This is a genomic window from Sphingomonas panacis (genome assembly GCF_001717955.1).
GTDB classification, from domain to species: Bacteria; Pseudomonadota; Alphaproteobacteria; order Sphingomonadales; family Sphingomonadaceae; genus Sphingomonas; species Sphingomonas panacis.
In genome coordinates, this window is the sequence record NZ_CP014168.1 from 2,784,176 (window position 1) to 2,799,471 (window position 15,296).

Consider the following 15,296-nt stretch of genomic DNA (forward strand, 5'->3'; position numbering starts at 1 on the left):
GAAGCCCGGCCGCTACAACGACCGGGCTTCGTATCTCGACGGAAGATAGCCGATGGACTTCGGCGCCGCCAATATAGTGAAATCTGGCGTCGCGATCAATATGCGCGCGCTCCGCCGCGTCAGCGCCCGAGCACGCGCGCCATGATCTTGTCGAGCTTGGCGAGCAGAGCGGGATCGCGCGCTTCGGGGGCGGTGATGAGTGCCTGATCGAGCACGGTGTCGAGCGGCGAGGGCGCGCGCTCGGGCGGGAGCGCTTCCACGAACGCGGCCACCGTCTTGCGGGCGATCTCGCCGTTGGCGTGCATCTGCTTGATGACCTCGCTCACCTCGACATGCGCCTCGCTCTCGCGCCAGCAATCATAATCGGTGACCATGCCGATCAGCGCGTAGGGAATCTCCGCCTCACGCGCGAGCTTGGCCTCGGGCATCGCGGTCATGCCGATCACGTCGGCGCCCCATTGCCGGTACAGCAGGCTTTCCGCGCGCGACGAGAATTGCGGGCCCTCCATCGCGATATAGGTCGCGCCGGCGGCGGCCGTACCACCCGCCGCCGTCACCGCCGCAGCGGCGAGGCTCGACAGGCGCGGACAGGTCGGCTCGGCCATCGAGACATGCGCGACCATGCCGGTGCCGAAGAAGCTCGATGCACGCGCCACCGTCCGGTCGATGAACTGGTCGACGATCACGAACTTGCCCGGCTCCAGCTCTTCCTGAAGGCTGCCGATCGAGGAAATCGCGAGGATGTCGGTCACGCCGCTGCGCTTGAGCGCGTCGATATTGGCGCGCGCGTTCAACTCGGACGGGCTGATCCGGTGGCCCCGGCCGTGGCGCGGCAGGAAGACGAGATCGACATCGCCGATCGTGCCGAACAGCAGTTCGTCTGAGGGATCGCCCCACGGCGTCTCGACGCGCCGCCATTCGGCGTTGCGCAGGCCGTCGATCGCGTACAGGCCCGAGCCGCCGATGATGCCGATCGTCCATTTGGTCATTGGTCGTATTCCCTGCTTTGCGATCTCAACTCGCCCTGACCGAAATTAACGGGTGAGCGCAAGGTTTTCGCCTTCGCACGAGCGCGAAAACACCTTCACTCCGTTCGTGCTGAGTAGAGACCGAGTAGGTGCGCAGCACCGTATCGAGATGAGCAGGTGAACATGCCCTCGGCATGTTCAGGATCATCCGGGGGATGATCCGACCTGCTCATCGTATCGAAGCACAGGTCATCGCTCGGGGCCTGCCCTTCGATACACGACCTCGATACGCCCTGCGGGCTACTCGGCCGTTACTCAGGGCGAACGGCGGAAAGAAATACGAACGGGGCGCTCAAATAACCTGCATATCGCTGCCATAATGGTGCCACGCGAAGATCGCGAGCGCGCCGCGGTGCGGGCGCCACTCTTCCGCCAGTTTGCGCAGCAGCTTTTCGCTGGGCCGCGTTTCATGGCCGAGCAGCCGGCCGATCTCGATCTGCACGGCGAGGTCGCCCGCCGGCCAGATGTCGGTGCGCCCTTCCGCGAACAGCAGGTAAATCTCCGCCGACCAGCGGCCGATGCCCTTGATCCGCACCAGCGCCGCGATCGCGTCCTCGTCATCTGCGGGGAGATGATCGAGGTCGAGTCGACCGCTCGTCACCTCTTCGGCGAGGCTGCGCGCATAGCTCGCCTTCTGGCGCGACAGGCCGGCCTCGCGGAGTTGTTCGTCGCTCGCGCGGGTGATCGTCGCCGGATCGGTGACGTCGCCCGCTACGATCGCGAGCTTGCGCCACACCGCTTCGGCGGCATGCGTGCTGACCTGCTGGCCTAGGATGGTACGCAGCAACGTGGCATAGCCACGCTCGCGGATGCGCGGCTCGGGATAGCCGGCGCGGAGGATTGCGGCGGCGAACGCCGGCTCGATTTCGCCAAGCGCATCGAGGCCGCTGCGAAGTTGCTCGGCACTCAGGCCCACAGGCACGTCCTTGCGTTGGCGGGGACGGCGCGGCATGGCAGCGCAGCAAAACCCCGAAGGAGGAAATGGATGCCCAAGCTTATCGTCGTGACCCGCGAAGGGGAAGAACGCGCGCTCGACGGACAGGTCGGCCATAGTGTGATGGAGATCATTCGCGACGCCGGCATCGATGAACTCCTGGCTCTCTGTGGCGGGTGCTGCTCGTGCGCGACGTGCCACGTCCATGTCGACCCGGAATTTGCGGCCAAACTGCCCGCGATGAGCGCAGACGAGGATGACCTGCTCGATTCGACCAACGACCGCGACGCGACCTCGCGGCTGTCGTGCCAGTTGCCGTTCAGCGAAGAGCTCGACGGGCTGCGTGTAAGGATTGCCGAGGAGGACTGACGGGTAGAGGCGCGTAATACGCGCCGGTGCGGCAACGCCGCACTACCCGGCACGGCCGGCGGGTCGGCGCCTGCCGCCGAACCCGGCCGACGGCTTTGCCGTCGGCGCACGACCCTATACCAAAAGCCGTTCGTGCTGAGCTTGTCGAAGCACGTGCACGGGACCGAGCGCTTGAGGCACGTGCTTCGACAAGCTCAGCACGAACGGAGTGGGTTACGGGGTCGCCCGCACCCACCCCCACATCCAGTCAGTTCAGCCCTTCTTCTCGGGCGCGATCGTGATCTTCACCGTCTCGCCCGAATTGCCGGGGAAGCCGGTGAACATCGCCTCGACGAGACGCGGCACCAGATAGGGCAGGTCGTCGGTGCGCGACTGCGCCTTGGCGGTGCCCTCGAACACGTGCGCGCCGGTGTCGGAGCGTTCGATCGTCACCATCAGCTCGCTGGTGTAGACGGTGTAGCTCGACACGTCTGGGCCGAAGCCGCCGCCCCACATGAACGGATCGTTGAAGCCAAAGGCGAAGCGGCTGCGGCCATAATAGCCCCAGCGCGGCCCACCCCAGCCACCATAACCGCCGCCCCAGCCACCATATCCACCATAGCCGCCGCCGAAGCCGGGCGTGGTGACGGTGCGTTCGCGGCCATGATCGACATCATAGGCGACCTTCACAACCAGATCGGCCGGAGCGCCCTGCGCGGGGCGATAGCCCTGCTGCGCGAGTTTGCCCGAGACGAGGCTGGCATATTGGCTGAACTCAAGACCGCCGCGCAGGTTGGGATCAGCCGGCTGGATCACGAAGGTCTGGCCGGTCGATGGCGCGAGCTGCTGGAAGCGCGATACCTTCGCTGCGAACGGCTGGGCGCAACCGCCCAGCGCGAGCAGCGCGGCGGCAGCGAAAGGAAACATCTTCATGATTTCACGACCTTGCTGGAGACGGCATTGTATCTGCACTGCCAGATGGCCCCTGAATAGCGCTTGAACAAGACGCTGCCTAGAGACGGATCGCGCGGGAGATTCGATCGATGGCATGGCCTCCCTGCCGTTCGCCCTGAGCTTATCGAAGGGCGTGCCACGCATCTCAGCATTTGCGGCACGTGCTTCGACAAGCTCAGCACGAACGGTTTTGGCGGCCATATCTCTCGACTTCGCTCGACACGAACGGTCGGGGGAGCGACACGGATAAACGGGCGCGCCTACAGATGCAGCCCGACCGCCTCCTGCGCGGCGCGCAGGGTCGGCGCGGCGAGCGCCGTTGCCTTGGCCGCACCGTGCGCAAGCGCCGCCGCGACCGCAGGCCGGTCGCCGAGCAGCGCGGTCAGCCGGTCGCGAACGGGCGCGAGCGTCGCGATGGCGAGATCGGCGAGCGCGGGCTTGAACGCGCCGAAGCCTTTGCCGGCATGTTCGGCAAGCACCGCATCCGGCTTCACGCCGGCAAGCGCGGCGTAGATCGTCACCAGATTGAGCGCCTCGGCGCGGCCTTCCAGCCCGGCGACCGTCTCGGGCAGCACGTCGGCGTCGCTCTTGGCCTTGCGCAGCTTGCCCGCGATCACGTCGTCGCTGTCGATCAGGTTGATGCGCGAGGCGTCCGACGGATCGGACTTGGACATCTTCACCGATCCGTCGCGCAAGCTCATGATGCGCGGCGCCGCCTTGGAGATCAGCGGCTCGGGCAGCGGGAACAGATCGACGCCGAAATCGCCGTTGAACTTGGTGGCGATGTCGCGCGCGAGTTCGAGATGCTGCTTCTGGTCATGTCCGACCGGAACGTGAGTCGCCTTGTAGAGCAGCACGTCGGCGGCCTGCAGCACGGGATAGGTGAACAAGGCGACCGACTGGGTCTCGCCGCTCTTGCCGGCCTTGTCCTTCCACTGAGTCATGCGGTTGAGCCAGCCCATGCGGGCGGTGCCGCTCAGCAGCCAGTTCAGCTCGGTGTGCGCGGGCACGCGCGCCTGGTTGAACAGGATCGACCGCGCGGGATCGATCCCGCAGGCGAGCAGCGTGGCGGCCATCTCGACCGTGTTGGCGTGAAGCTCGGCCGCGACCACCGGCTGCGACAGCGCGTGCAGATCGGCGAGGAAGAACAGGCAGGTGTCGTCCGGCCCCATCGCGTCCTGCATGGCGACCCACTGCTTGATCGCGCCGAGGTAATTGCCGAGGTGAAGGTTGCCGGTGGGCTGGATGCCGGAAACGATGCGCATGAAATCTCTCGAATGTCAGGCGGCGCGACGGCGCCGCAGGAAGGCCAGATCGGCGCGGGTGAACGCACCGAGCACGAAGGTCGCGATCGCATAGACCAAGCCCCCGGCGCCGACCAGCACCAGCATCGCGCCCGTCCGCACCGGCCAGCTTCCGTGCGTATAGGGGGTCAACAGCCCCTGCAGCAGCCAGAGGATCAGCCCCATCGCCAGCGCCGCGAGCGCGAGCCGCCATGCGCGGCGCCGGAGCCGCGCGTCGGGGATGAAATGGCCGCGCTGGCGAAGCGCGCGGTAGAGCAGGACGGTATTGACGGTCGAGGCGAGCGCGGTCGCGAGCGGTGGCCCCATGTGCTTCAACGGCACGATCAGCGCGAGGTTGAGCACGAGGTTCACCCCCATCGAGATCGTCGCATAGCGCACCGGCGTGCGGGTGTCGGCGCGCGCGTAGAAGCCCGGGGTCAGCACCTTGACGAGAATATAGCTCGGCAGCCCGACCGAGAAGGCGGCGAGCGCCTGCGCGGTGTTGACCGTGTCGACCGCGTCGAACTTGCCATGTTCGAACAGCGCCGCGACGATCGGCCCGCCGCACAGCACCAAAGCGACCGTGGCGGGCAGGGTAAGCAACAGCGCGAGTTCCATGCCGCGGTTCTGCGTTTCCATCGCGGCCTTGTCCTCGCCCGCGCCGAGCTGGCGCGAGATCAGCGGCAGCAGCACGGTGCCGAGGCCGATGCCGATCAGCCCGAGCGGGAGCTGGTTCACGCGGTCGGCCATGTAGATGTACGTCACCGAGCCGTGCTGGAGGAAATGCGCGGCAAGTGCGGTCGAGACGACGAGGTTGATCTGCACCGCGCCCGCGCCGGCGGCGGCTGGCCAGATCAACGCGAGCAAGCGCTTCACATCGGCGTTGAGGCGGGGCGGGCGCGGGCGGATGCTGACGCCGTTGGCGCGGCACGCCGCATACAGCCAGATCAGTTGCAGCAGCCCGGAGACGCTCACCGCGACCGCCTGATTGCGCGCGGTCACGAACGGATCATGGTTGTGGAACGCCAGCAGCGCGACGATCAGCGTGACGTTGAGCAGGATCGGCGCGGCCGCGTTGACCCAGAATTTCTGTAACGAATTGAGGATGCTGCCGAGCAACGACACCAGGCTGATGAACATCAGATAGGGGATGGTGAAGCGCGACAGCAAAACCGCGAAGGCGAACTGGTCGTGGCTGACGCCGTGGAACTTGCCCGACAGCGCCAGCGTCACCGGCCAGGCGAACACTTCGAGGATCACCGTCATCACGATCAGGATCGGCAGCAGTACCGAAAGCACGTCTTGCGCGAAGGCGATCCCGTCGGGCAGGCCGCCGCCGTCCTTGTCGCCGACCTTCTTGTTGAACATCGGGATGAACGCCGCCGAGAACGCGCCTTCGGCGAACAGCGCGCGGAACATGTTGGGCAGGCGGAAGGCGACGAGAAACGCGTCCGACGCGAAGCTCGCGCCGACATAGCGCGCGAACAGCGAGTCGCGCACCAGCCCGAGGATGCGGCTGGCGAGCGTAAGCCCGCCGACCGAGCCGAGCGCGCGCGCGAGGTTCATCGTTCGGCGCTCGCCCCCTTGGCCTGGATCAGGCGTTGCCGGTCACGCCGACATTGCCCTGCTGCTGCGCGGCCTGCTGAAGATACAGCGCGCCGAAATCGATCGGCTCGAGCATCAGCGGCGGGAAGCCGCCGTCGCGGACCGCATCGGCGAGCACGCGGCGCGCGAACGGGAAGAGCAGGCGCGGGGCTTCGCCGAGCAGGAACGGCTGGATATGCTCCTCGGGGATGTTGCGCAGGCCGAACAGCCCGGCGAACGACAGATCGACCAGGAACGCGACCGTGCCCTCGGATTCGGCGCGCACTTCGATGCGCAGCGTGATCTCATGGACATCCTCGCCGACCTGGTTGGCGCCGATGTTGAACTGCACGTCGATCGCTGGCGCGCCGGGCGTCTGGTAGATCGCCGGCGCGTTCGGGTTCTCGAACGACAAGTCCTTCACATATTGCGAGATCATGCCGGCAGCCGGCGCCGTATCCTCACCATTCGAAAACGGCGCGGTGCTGGTGATGATGCCGTCGTCCTGTTCGCTCATGAAACGCGTCCTTGATTCTCTAACGGAGCGGCACACCCTCTGGCGCTGCCGAAGCGGCGCGCGTAGCAGGGGGCGCGCGGCAGTTCAACACGCAGGCGGCGGTGCCATTTGTATCGCCCGTGCGTTGCGCCTATATTGGCTGTTCGCCGAAGTTCAGGAGGCAAAGTGTTCTACGTCGTTCTGCTCGGGATGGTCGCCGGTTTTCTGGCGTTGCGTCTCTATACGGTCCTCGGCAAGCGGACCGGGCATGAGCAACCTTTGCCCAAGCCCGCTGAGGATCGCGCGCCGATCACGGTGCTGCCGCGTCCGATCGAGACGCCGGGCGAATCGCGCGAGCTGCTCGGGCGCAATATCGCGCCACGTGCCGAAGCCGGCCTGCGCGCGATCGTCGCGGCCGAGCCGGGGTTCGACGTGATGCGCTTCCTCGAAGGCGCGCAATCGGCATACCGGATGATCCTGGAAGCCTATTGGAGCGGTGACGAGGAGCAACTCGGCTGGCTCGCCGAGGACGACGTGCGCGCCGCGTTCGTCGCCGCCATCGCCGAGCGTGCCGAGGCCGGGCACACGCTCGAAAATCGCCTCGTCACGATCGAGCGCGCCGCGATCACCGATGCGACGCTGAGCGGCAAGGCGGCGCGGATCACGGTGCGCTTCGACGCCGATATCGCGGCGGTGACTCGCGACCGCGACGGTGTCGTCGTGGCCGGCTCGATGACCGATGCGGTCGAGACGCATGACATCTGGACCTTCGCGCGGACGCTCAAGAGCAGCGATCCGAACTGGAAGCTCGCCGACACCGACGAGGCGTGAAGCCCTTGCTTCGTTGGGGAGTGGTCGCGGCGGCCTTGCTGCTGGGCGCGTGCGTGAGCCCTGCCGAACAGCCCCGGCCGAGCGCCGGCGCTGGGCCGGTGCGGCGTCCACCGGCCGCAGCGCCACTGGCGCCGACGCCGGCCACGACGACGCCGGGCGCGCCCGGCGCGCGTGACGCGGGCGTGGTCGCCGGGCCGGCGATCTACACGCTGCCGATCGACGAGGCTCAGGCGGCGCGCGCGCTGGCGGCGTTCCGGCTGTCGTGCCCGAGCTTGCGCACACGCAGCGACGCCTCAGGCCTGACCCGCGCGACCGACTGGGCCGCGGCGTGCGACGCGGCTGCGACCGTCCAGCGTGGCGAGGCGCGCAGTTTCTTCGCGCAATATTTCGAGACCGTGCAGGTCGGCGACGGCAAGGCGTTCGCGACCGGCTATTACGAGCCCGAAATCGCAGGATCGCGCGACCGCCGGCGCGGCTATGAGGTGCCGATCTTCGGCCGTCCCGCCGATCTCGTCGATGTCGATCTCGGCCAGTTCAGCGATACCCTCAAGGGCAAGAAAATCCGTGGCCGGGTCGATGGCGCCAATTTCGTGCCCTATTATGATCGCGCCGCGATCGAGGACGGCGCGCTTGGCAATCGCGCGCCGGTGCTCGCCTGGGCGGCCGATCCGATCGCGCTGTTCTTCCTCCAGATCCAGGGATCGGGGCGGCTGCGCCAGCCGGACGGATCGACTCTGCGGATCGGTTACGCGACGCAGAACGGGCGCGATTATACCGGCATCGGCGCGCTGATGCGCCAGCGCGGGCTGCTCGCGCCGGGGCAGGCGACGATGCAGGGGATCGTTGCGTGGCTTCGCGCGCACCCCGCCGAGGGCCGCGCGCTGATGCGCGAGAACAAGAGCTTCGTGTTCTTTCGATTGCTCGACACGCCGCCGATCGGCGCGCTCGGCTATCCGGTGACGGGCGGGGCGAGCGTCGCCGCGGACCCGAAGTTCATCCCGCTCGGTGCGCCGGTGCTGCTGTCGATGGACCGCGCCGACGCGAACGGCATCTGGATCGCGCAGGATACCGGCGGCGCGATCAAGGGTGCCAATCGCTTCGACACCTATTGGGGCGGCGGCGCGCAGGCGGAAGCGACGGCGGGCGGCATGTCGGCGCACGGCACCGCGTTCCTGCTGCTGCCGGTCGGAACGCTCGCGCGGCTCGCGGCGGAGGGGCCGGGTGGGAAAGCGTCCGTTAAGCGCTGAGGAAGCGGCGCTGTGGGCGCGCGTGATCGCGAGTGTCCGCCCGATGCGCCTGCCCGCACCGCCCAAGCCATCCGTGCCGCCTAAAGCGCCGGTAGCGCCCGCGCCCGAGCCGCCGGCACCGGCAAAGAAGGTGCGCGGCCGCGTGCCCGCGCCGTTGCCGCTTCCGGCCAAGCCTGCCGCGCCGCGTCCGCTCACCGCCAACACGCTCGACGGATCGTGGGATCGCGATTTGTCGCGCGGCCGCACCGTGCCGGACAGTTCGATAGATCTGCACGGCCATACCCTCAGCTCGGCCTATGCGCGGCTCGACGCCGCGCTCGATTTCGCGATCCACAGCGGCCAGCGCGTGCTGCTCGTCATCACCGGCAAACCGCCGCGCGCCGAAAGCGAACGGCCGCACGCGCGCGGTGCGATCCGCGCCGCGATCGGCGACTGGCTTGCCGGTTCGCGCCATGGCGCGCATATCGCCGCAGTCCGCCCCGCGCACCCCCGCCACGGTGGCAGCGGCGCACTCTACATCATCTTGCGGCGCAGCACGGAACATCGAAACCGTTAACCTTTGGCTGGTATCCGGGGCGGCACGGGAGCGAACATCCACGGTCGCAGGAGTGGCTCAAATCGCGATGACAGGAGCTTTGTTGAGGCACCGGCGCATAGCGGCGGCAGTCGCTGCCGTGCTGGCGGTGGTGCTTGCCGGCATCGCGGCGCGCGATCTCGGCACGGCTCTGGTCGCGCTGATCTTCGCTGCCACCTGCGCCGTCGGCCTGTTGCTGGCGTCCGGCCGCACCGCCGCCGCCCGGCGCGCAGCGATCAACGGCGCGGTGCAACGGCTTGCCGTCGCCGCCGAGGGGGATCTCAGCAGCACCGTTCCCGCGATCACCACCGCGCACGCGCCAGAACTGGCGAGCGCGATGGCGGCCCTGTTCGAGGCGCAGGCGACCGCACTCGACACGGTGAGCCAGCTCGCCATGTTCGATGCCGTGACGGGCCTGCCCAACCGCACCAGCTTCCGCCGCAGTTGCGAACGCGTGCTCGCCGAAATGACCGAGGGGCAAAGCGCGGCGCTGCTGTTCATCGATCTCGATCGGTTCAAGCTGGTCAACGACACGATGGGGCATGCCACCGGCGATCTGCTGCTCGAAATGGTGGCGAACCGGCTGCGCGCGGTCGGCGAACGCTTCGCCAGCGAATGCGAACGGCATTCGCCGCTGATCGGGCGGCTCGCCGGCGACGAGTTCACGATGTTCTTCGTCGGCCTCGCCGATGCGGCGACGGTCGCGCGGCTCTGCCGCAGCGTGCTGTTCGCGCTGGCCGAGCCGTTCTGCCTGCACGGCAGCGACGTGACGATCGGGGCATCGATCGGAATCGCGATGCGTCCTGATCACGGCGAGACGCTGACCGAACTGATGCGCGCCGCCGATGTCGCGATGTACCACGCCAAGGCGACCGGCCGCGGCCGCGCCGAGTATTTCTCCGAGGCGCTCGCCGCCGGTATCGCGCAAGGCCATCAGCTCGAAAGCGAATTGCGCGACGCGATCCGCGACGATCAGTTCATGCTCGTCTTCCAGCCGCAGGTCTGCGCCAGCGACGGCACGATCGTCGCGGCGGAGGCGCTGGTGCGCTGGCGCCATCCGCGCGACGGTTTCCGCCTGCCGGGCAGCTTCATCCAGCGCGCCGAGGAAACCGGGCTGATCGTCGAGATCGGCGAATGGGTGGTGCGGGAGGTCGCCGCGACGATCGCGCGCTGGGGACGGATCGGCATCGAGCAGCGGCTCGCGATCAACGTCTCGCCGCGCCAGATCGACCATGTCACCTTCTTCGAACAGTTGCGCGCCGAAATGCGGGCGGCGAACGCACCGGCAAGGTTGCTCGAACTCGAAATTTCCGAATCGCTGGCGATGCGATGCAGTGAATCGGTGATCGACGCGATCCGGCAGTTGCGCGTCGATGGCGCGACGATCGCGATCGACGATTACGGCACCGCCGCCTCGAGCCTGCCACGGTTGCGCAGGCTGCCGATCGACCGGATCAAGCTCGACCGTTCGCTGATCGAGCATGTCGTCGAGGACGCGCAGGCCCGCGCGGTCGCGCAGGCGGTGATCGGGCTGGCGCACGGGCTCGGCTGCGAGGCGGTCGGCGAGGGGATCGAGACGCGCGCGCAGGCGGACGTGCTGCGCGTGATCGGCTGCGACGTGATCCAGGGCTATGCCATCGCCGAGCCGATGGCCGAGGAAGCGTTCATCGCCTGGGCACGCGGTGTAACGCCGCTTGGTGAGGACACGCGCGCGTCGGCGTGACGTCGCGTTCGCCCGCGTTTTCGCGGGCGCGGGCGGCTGGCGGGATTTTTCACCGCGACTCTCATTCACTCATGAGAAAATTTAACGCCTCCTGGTACGATTTTCGGCTGGTGTTGCCCGTGCGCCACTTGCCATCAGTCGTTTGTTGCGACTTTATTGCAGCATAAGACAGAGGGGATGTCTCGAAGCGCGAATAGGGGACATATTCGAATGCGCGAGATGAAGTTTGGGAAATATTCGGGTGCTGCGGTGCTCGCTCTGGCCGTGGCGGCGCTCGCCGGGCCGGCGGATGCGCAGGAGGCTGCACCGTCAGCGGACGCCAGCGATATCGTCGTGACGGGATCGCGCATCCGCCGCAATCCGCTCGATCAGGACAAGCCGGTCATCACGGTCGATCAGTCGGCGATCGGCAAGACCGGCCTCAGTTCGATCGCGGACGTGCTGCAACGCCTGCCGAGCGCGGGTGGCGGCCTCAACACCAAAGTCAACAACGCCGGCAACATCGGTGGTCCGCCCGACGGCACCGGCGTCAGCTCGGGCGCGGCGGAAATCGACCTGCGCTATCTCGGCGCCAAGCGGACGCTCGTGCTGGTAGACGGCATGCGCTACGTCAACGGCTCGTCGGCGGGCGGCATTCCGGCCTCGGTCGATCTCAACACGATCCCGACCAACATGATCGAGCGCGTCGAGGTGCTTCAGTCGGGTGCGTCGCCGCTCTACGGTTCGGACGCGGTCGCGGGCGTGGTCAACATCATCACCAAGCAGAGCCAGAAGGGCCTGCAAGCCAACGCGCAGTTCGGCACCTACCGTCAGGGTGACGGCCACACCCAGAATTACGAGCTGAGCTACGGCATCCAGAAGCCGGAGAGCGGCACCTCGGCGGTGTTCGGCGGCTATTACACCAAGCAAGAGCCGGTTAAGACCGCAGACCGCGCGATCTCGCAATATCCGTCACCCTATGCGACGAGCTGCACCGATCCCGCCTTCCCCGATGGCGTCGGGTGCAGCGGCACGCCGCCGCTCGGGCGATACCGCGTCAGCAGCGCGGTCGGCAAACTGATCGGCATCGGCACCGATGTGACGCTCAGAGCCCCGGTTGCGGGCCGCAACCCGACCGCGGCGGACTACACGGCGTTCAACAACGCCGGACGCTTCAACTTCGCGCCGTTCAACTATCTGCTCACCCCGTCCGAACGCTACGGCGCGTTCTTCAACTTCAAGCAGGAATTGTCCGATTCGGTGCATTTCCGCACCAAGATCATCTACAACAAGCGCAATTCGACGACCCAGGCGGCCTTCCTGCCGCTGGCGATCGGGCCTGGCGCCGGCAACGGCAACCTGCTCGACCGCATCTCGATCGACGCGACCAACCCGTACAACCCGTTCGGCGTGACGCTCTCCTCGGGCGTCAATCTCGATGGTACGCCGTCGGCGCTTCCGGCCAACTACACCGGGATCAACCGGCGCTTCGTCGAAGGCGGCCAGCGCACCTTCTCGCAGGATGTGAACACCTTCTCCGCGAGCGCAACGCTCGATGGCTCGTTCCATGTCGGCGAGCATAAATGGTATTGGGACATCAACGGCGTCTACGGCCTGAATGATGCGCATCAGGTGTTCACCGGCAACCTCAATGCCGCCAGGCTCGCGCAGGCGCTCGGCCCGGTCGCGAACTGCACCGGCGATTGCGTGCCGTTCAACATCTTCGGCGGTGCGGCCGTGGGCGGTACGGGAACGATCACCCCGGCGATGCTCAAGTACGTGACCTTCGACGAACGCGACAAGAGCAAGCAGCGCTTGGCCGATTTCACCGCAAACCTGTCGGGCGATCTGTTCGATCTGCCGGCGGGCGCGGTCGGTGTCGCGATCGGCTACGAACATCGCGACCAGCAGGCGAGCTACGATCCCGATCCCGTGATCGTCGCCGGCCTCGGCGCCGACGTTCCGACCAGCCCGGCGCGGGGCGGGTTCAACACCGACGAGATCTACGGCGAAATCCGCGTGCCGATCCTCGCCAACGTGCCGTTCTTCCACCGCCTCGAATTCGATGGCGCGGTTCGGCATTCGAACTATTCGACGTTCGGCGGCAACACGACGTTCACCGCCTCGGGCCTGTGGAAGCCGGTCCCCGACCTGTTGTTCCGTGGCGGCTATGCCGAAAGCCTGCGCGCACCGAGCATCGGCGAGCTGTACGCCGGCCGCTCGCGTTCCGACGCGACGATCAACGATCCGTGCACCAGCGCATCGGGCGGCAGCTTCCAGAGCAACGCGACCGTCCGCGCGAACTGCATCGCCAACGGCGTGCCTGCCAACGGCAGCTACGCCGAACCGCAGGGCGGCCAGATCGGCATCTTCTCGCAAGGCAGCACCGCGCTCAAGCCCGAGACCTCGACGACCTGGACCGCTGGCGGCGTCTACAGCCCATCCTGGGCACGCGGCAGCTTCGCCAGCACGCTCAGCCTGGAAGTCAATTACTACAGCATCGAGCTGAAGAACGCGGTCGATTCGGTGCCGGGCACGCTCACGCTCAACCGCTGCGCCTTCTTCGGTGATCCGGTGAGCTGCGCCAACATCACGCGCACCACCACCGGCGACGTCGCTGGCGTCAACGGCACGTTGCAGAACCTCAACTCGATCAACACCGAGGGTCTCGACGCGACCTTCCTGTACCGCTCGCCGAGCGTGTACGGCGGCACGATCGGGCTGAGCGCGAACGCGGCGTACCTCATCAAGTACGACGTCAGCCCGCCCGCCGAACTCAAGGCGCCAACCCTGGTCTGCAAGGGCTCCGAGCGGTGCCTCGCCACCGATCAGGCCTTCCCGGAGTTCAAGCTGAACACCACGCTCGACTGGTCGAGCGCGGCGTTCGGTGCATCGTTCACCGCGCGCTACATCAGTGCGGTGTACGAAGGCGACGGTCACCGCATGGGCGCGACCTTCTACGGCGACGTTCAGCTCTATTTCTCGCCAGAGTGGATGGACCACAAGATGCGGCTCACCGCCGGGGTGAACAACATCTTCAACAAGGCGCCGCCGGCCTGCAACACCTGCGACAGCGCGAACTTCGACCCGACCACCTATGACCTGCCGGGCCAGTTCGGATATCTGCGGCTGTCCTACGGCCTCTGATCCCACCGACTGAGGTTCGAAACGGGCCGGGTGCTGGCGACGGCACCCGGCCTTTTTCGTGCCCGGCCGCGCTTCGCTTGCCGCTATGCCGATCGGCGCGGGCAGGCTAAGGCGGGGGCGTGATCGCGCCCGAGGCAACTGAGGATATCGAAGTGGTTGCTGACATGCCCGAACGCCACGAATGGCATCCCGAACATCTGCGCCGCGCCATCGTCGCCGCCGGGGTCGCGCTATGGGCATGGAATGTCGATAGCGATGGCTTCACGATGGACGCGATCGGGCTGGAATTGTGGGGCCTGCCCGACCGCAAGAACGTCACGTTCGAGCAACTCTCGGCACGCATCCACCCCGCCGACCGCGACCGGGTGCGCTCCGCCTTCACCGCGACGCGCGCGATCCTCGGGCCGTATGAGACCGATTTCCGCATCCTGATCGGCGACGAGGTGCGCTGGATCGCCGCGCGCGGGCAGGGCGAGGATGTCGGCATCGTCGGGCGCACGATGTACGGCATCTTCCTCGACGTGACCGGGCGCAAGCAGGCCGAGGAAGGGCACGAGCTGCTCGCCGGGGAGATGAGCCACCGCGTCAAGAATCTGCTCGCGATCGCCTCCGGGCTGACCGCGATCTCCTCGCGCTCGGCCGATAGCGCCGAACAGATGGCGAGCGAACTGACCGACCGCCTCTCGGCGCTCGGCCGCGCGCACGATCTCGTCCGTCCGCTCCCCAACGGGCAGGGCGATGCCGCGCTGCTCGGCGATCTGCTCTCGGTGCTGCTTGCGCCCTATGACGATCTCGGCGCGTTCAAGGGGCGAATCCGCGTCGCGGTCGAGCGGATGGGCGTCGGCGAGAAGGCCGCGACCGGCCTCGCGCTGGTGATCCACGAACTCGCCACCAACGCGATGAAATACGGCGCGCTGTCGGTCCCGGTCGGCACGCTCGACGTGTCGAGCGTCGCCGAAGATGACTACATCGTCGTGACCTGGCTCGAACATGGCGGGCCGGATGTCCGCGCGCCCGAGGACAGCGGCTTCGGCACCCGGCTCGTCGCGCGCACCGTGACCTATCAGCTCGGCGGCACGATCGCCTATGACTGGGGCGAGACGGGGCTGATCGTGACGCTCCGCATGAGCCGCGCGCGGCTGGCGTCGTAGCGCCCGCCGCGAACCGC

General features: G+C 67.3%; 13 protein-coding genes. 7 read left to right on the top strand and 6 right to left on the bottom strand.

Annotated features, from left to right (window positions below; all coding sequences use genetic code 11):
* Positions 1–119: 119 nt before the first annotated feature.
* Both J0A91_RS12790 and J0A91_RS12795 read right to left on the bottom strand, forming a co-directional pair.
* Positions 120–989 carry an S-methyl-5'-thioadenosine phosphorylase gene (locus tag J0A91_RS12790; RefSeq protein ID WP_069205232.1) on the bottom strand — a complete coding sequence of 290 codons (870 nt, stop codon included), beginning with the start codon at positions 987–989 and terminating at the stop codon, positions 120–122.
* A gap of 331 nt (positions 990–1,320) precedes the next feature.
* Positions 1,321–1,944 (bottom strand): DNA-3-methyladenine glycosylase family protein, encoded by a 624-nt coding sequence (locus J0A91_RS12795; RefSeq protein WP_069207288.1) that lies wholly within the window; start codon positions 1,942–1,944, stop codon positions 1,321–1,323.
* 69 nt (positions 1,945–2,013) lie between these two features.
* On the opposite strand from J0A91_RS12795, the gene J0A91_RS12800 reads away from it, so the two are divergent.
* Positions 2,014–2,331 carry a 2Fe-2S iron-sulfur cluster-binding protein gene (locus J0A91_RS12800; RefSeq protein ID WP_069205233.1) on the top strand — a complete coding sequence of 106 codons (318 nt, stop codon included), beginning with the start codon at positions 2,014–2,016 and terminating at the stop codon, positions 2,329–2,331.
* A 252-nt stretch (positions 2,332–2,583) separates the two neighbouring features.
* Here the strand turns inward: J0A91_RS12800 and J0A91_RS12805 are convergent, their stop codons facing one another.
* From J0A91_RS12805 to secB, 4 genes are all read right to left on the bottom strand, one after another.
* Positions 2,584–3,243: a DUF4136 domain-containing protein gene (locus J0A91_RS12805; RefSeq protein WP_069205234.1), complete on the bottom strand. Its 660-nt coding sequence runs from the start codon at positions 3,241–3,243 to the stop codon at positions 2,584–2,586.
* A 281-nt stretch (positions 3,244–3,524) separates the two neighbouring features.
* Positions 3,525–4,529 carry a tryptophan--tRNA ligase gene (gene trpS / locus J0A91_RS12810; protein ID WP_069205235.1) on the bottom strand — a complete coding sequence of 335 codons (1,005 nt, stop codon included), beginning with the start codon at positions 4,527–4,529 and terminating at the stop codon, positions 3,525–3,527.
* Positions 4,530–4,544: 15 nt separating this feature from the next.
* Positions 4,545–6,113, bottom strand: a complete 1,569-nt coding sequence (gene murJ, locus J0A91_RS12815; RefSeq protein WP_069205236.1) for a murein biosynthesis integral membrane protein MurJ — start codon at positions 6,111–6,113, stop codon at positions 4,545–4,547.
* A gap of 28 nt (positions 6,114–6,141) precedes the next feature.
* A complete protein-coding gene (secB, locus tag J0A91_RS12820) occupies positions 6,142–6,648 on the bottom strand; it encodes a protein-export chaperone SecB (RefSeq protein ID WP_069205237.1) in 507 nt (168 codons plus the stop codon).
* Between the two features lie 165 nt (positions 6,649–6,813).
* Between secB and J0A91_RS12825 the strand changes: the two genes are divergently transcribed.
* The 6 genes from J0A91_RS12825 to J0A91_RS12850 all read left to right on the top strand — a co-directional run bounded on the left by J0A91_RS12825 (position 6,814) and on the right by J0A91_RS12850 (position 15,279).
* A complete protein-coding gene (locus J0A91_RS12825) occupies positions 6,814–7,458 on the top strand; it encodes a Tim44/TimA family putative adaptor protein (RefSeq protein WP_069205238.1) in 645 nt (214 codons plus the stop codon).
* 5 nt (positions 7,459–7,463) lie between these two features.
* Positions 7,464–8,705: a murein transglycosylase A gene (gene mltA, locus J0A91_RS12830; protein ID WP_240501994.1), complete on the top strand. Its 1,242-nt coding sequence runs from the start codon at positions 7,464–7,466 to the stop codon at positions 8,703–8,705.
* The gene (locus J0A91_RS12835) at positions 8,680–9,261 is read left to right on the top strand and encodes a Smr/MutS family protein (RefSeq protein WP_240501995.1); all 582 of its coding nucleotides are present in this window, start codon (positions 8,680–8,682) and stop codon (positions 9,259–9,261) included. Before mltA ends, J0A91_RS12835 begins: the two co-directional genes overlap by 26 nt.
* A gap of 82 nt (positions 9,262–9,343) precedes the next feature.
* The gene (locus J0A91_RS12840) at positions 9,344–11,002 is read left to right on the top strand and encodes a putative bifunctional diguanylate cyclase/phosphodiesterase (RefSeq protein ID WP_240501996.1); all 1,659 of its coding nucleotides are present in this window, start codon (positions 9,344–9,346) and stop codon (positions 11,000–11,002) included.
* Between the two features lie 219 nt (positions 11,003–11,221).
* The gene (locus J0A91_RS12845) at positions 11,222–14,128 is read left to right on the top strand and encodes a TonB-dependent receptor domain-containing protein (protein WP_420852833.1); all 2,907 of its coding nucleotides are present in this window, start codon (positions 11,222–11,224) and stop codon (positions 14,126–14,128) included.
* Positions 14,129–14,247: 119 nt separating this feature from the next.
* Positions 14,248–15,279 (top strand): sensor histidine kinase, encoded by a 1,032-nt coding sequence (locus J0A91_RS12850; RefSeq protein WP_240501997.1) that lies wholly within the window; start codon positions 14,248–14,250, stop codon positions 15,277–15,279.
* Positions 15,280–15,296: the final 17 nt, after the last annotated feature.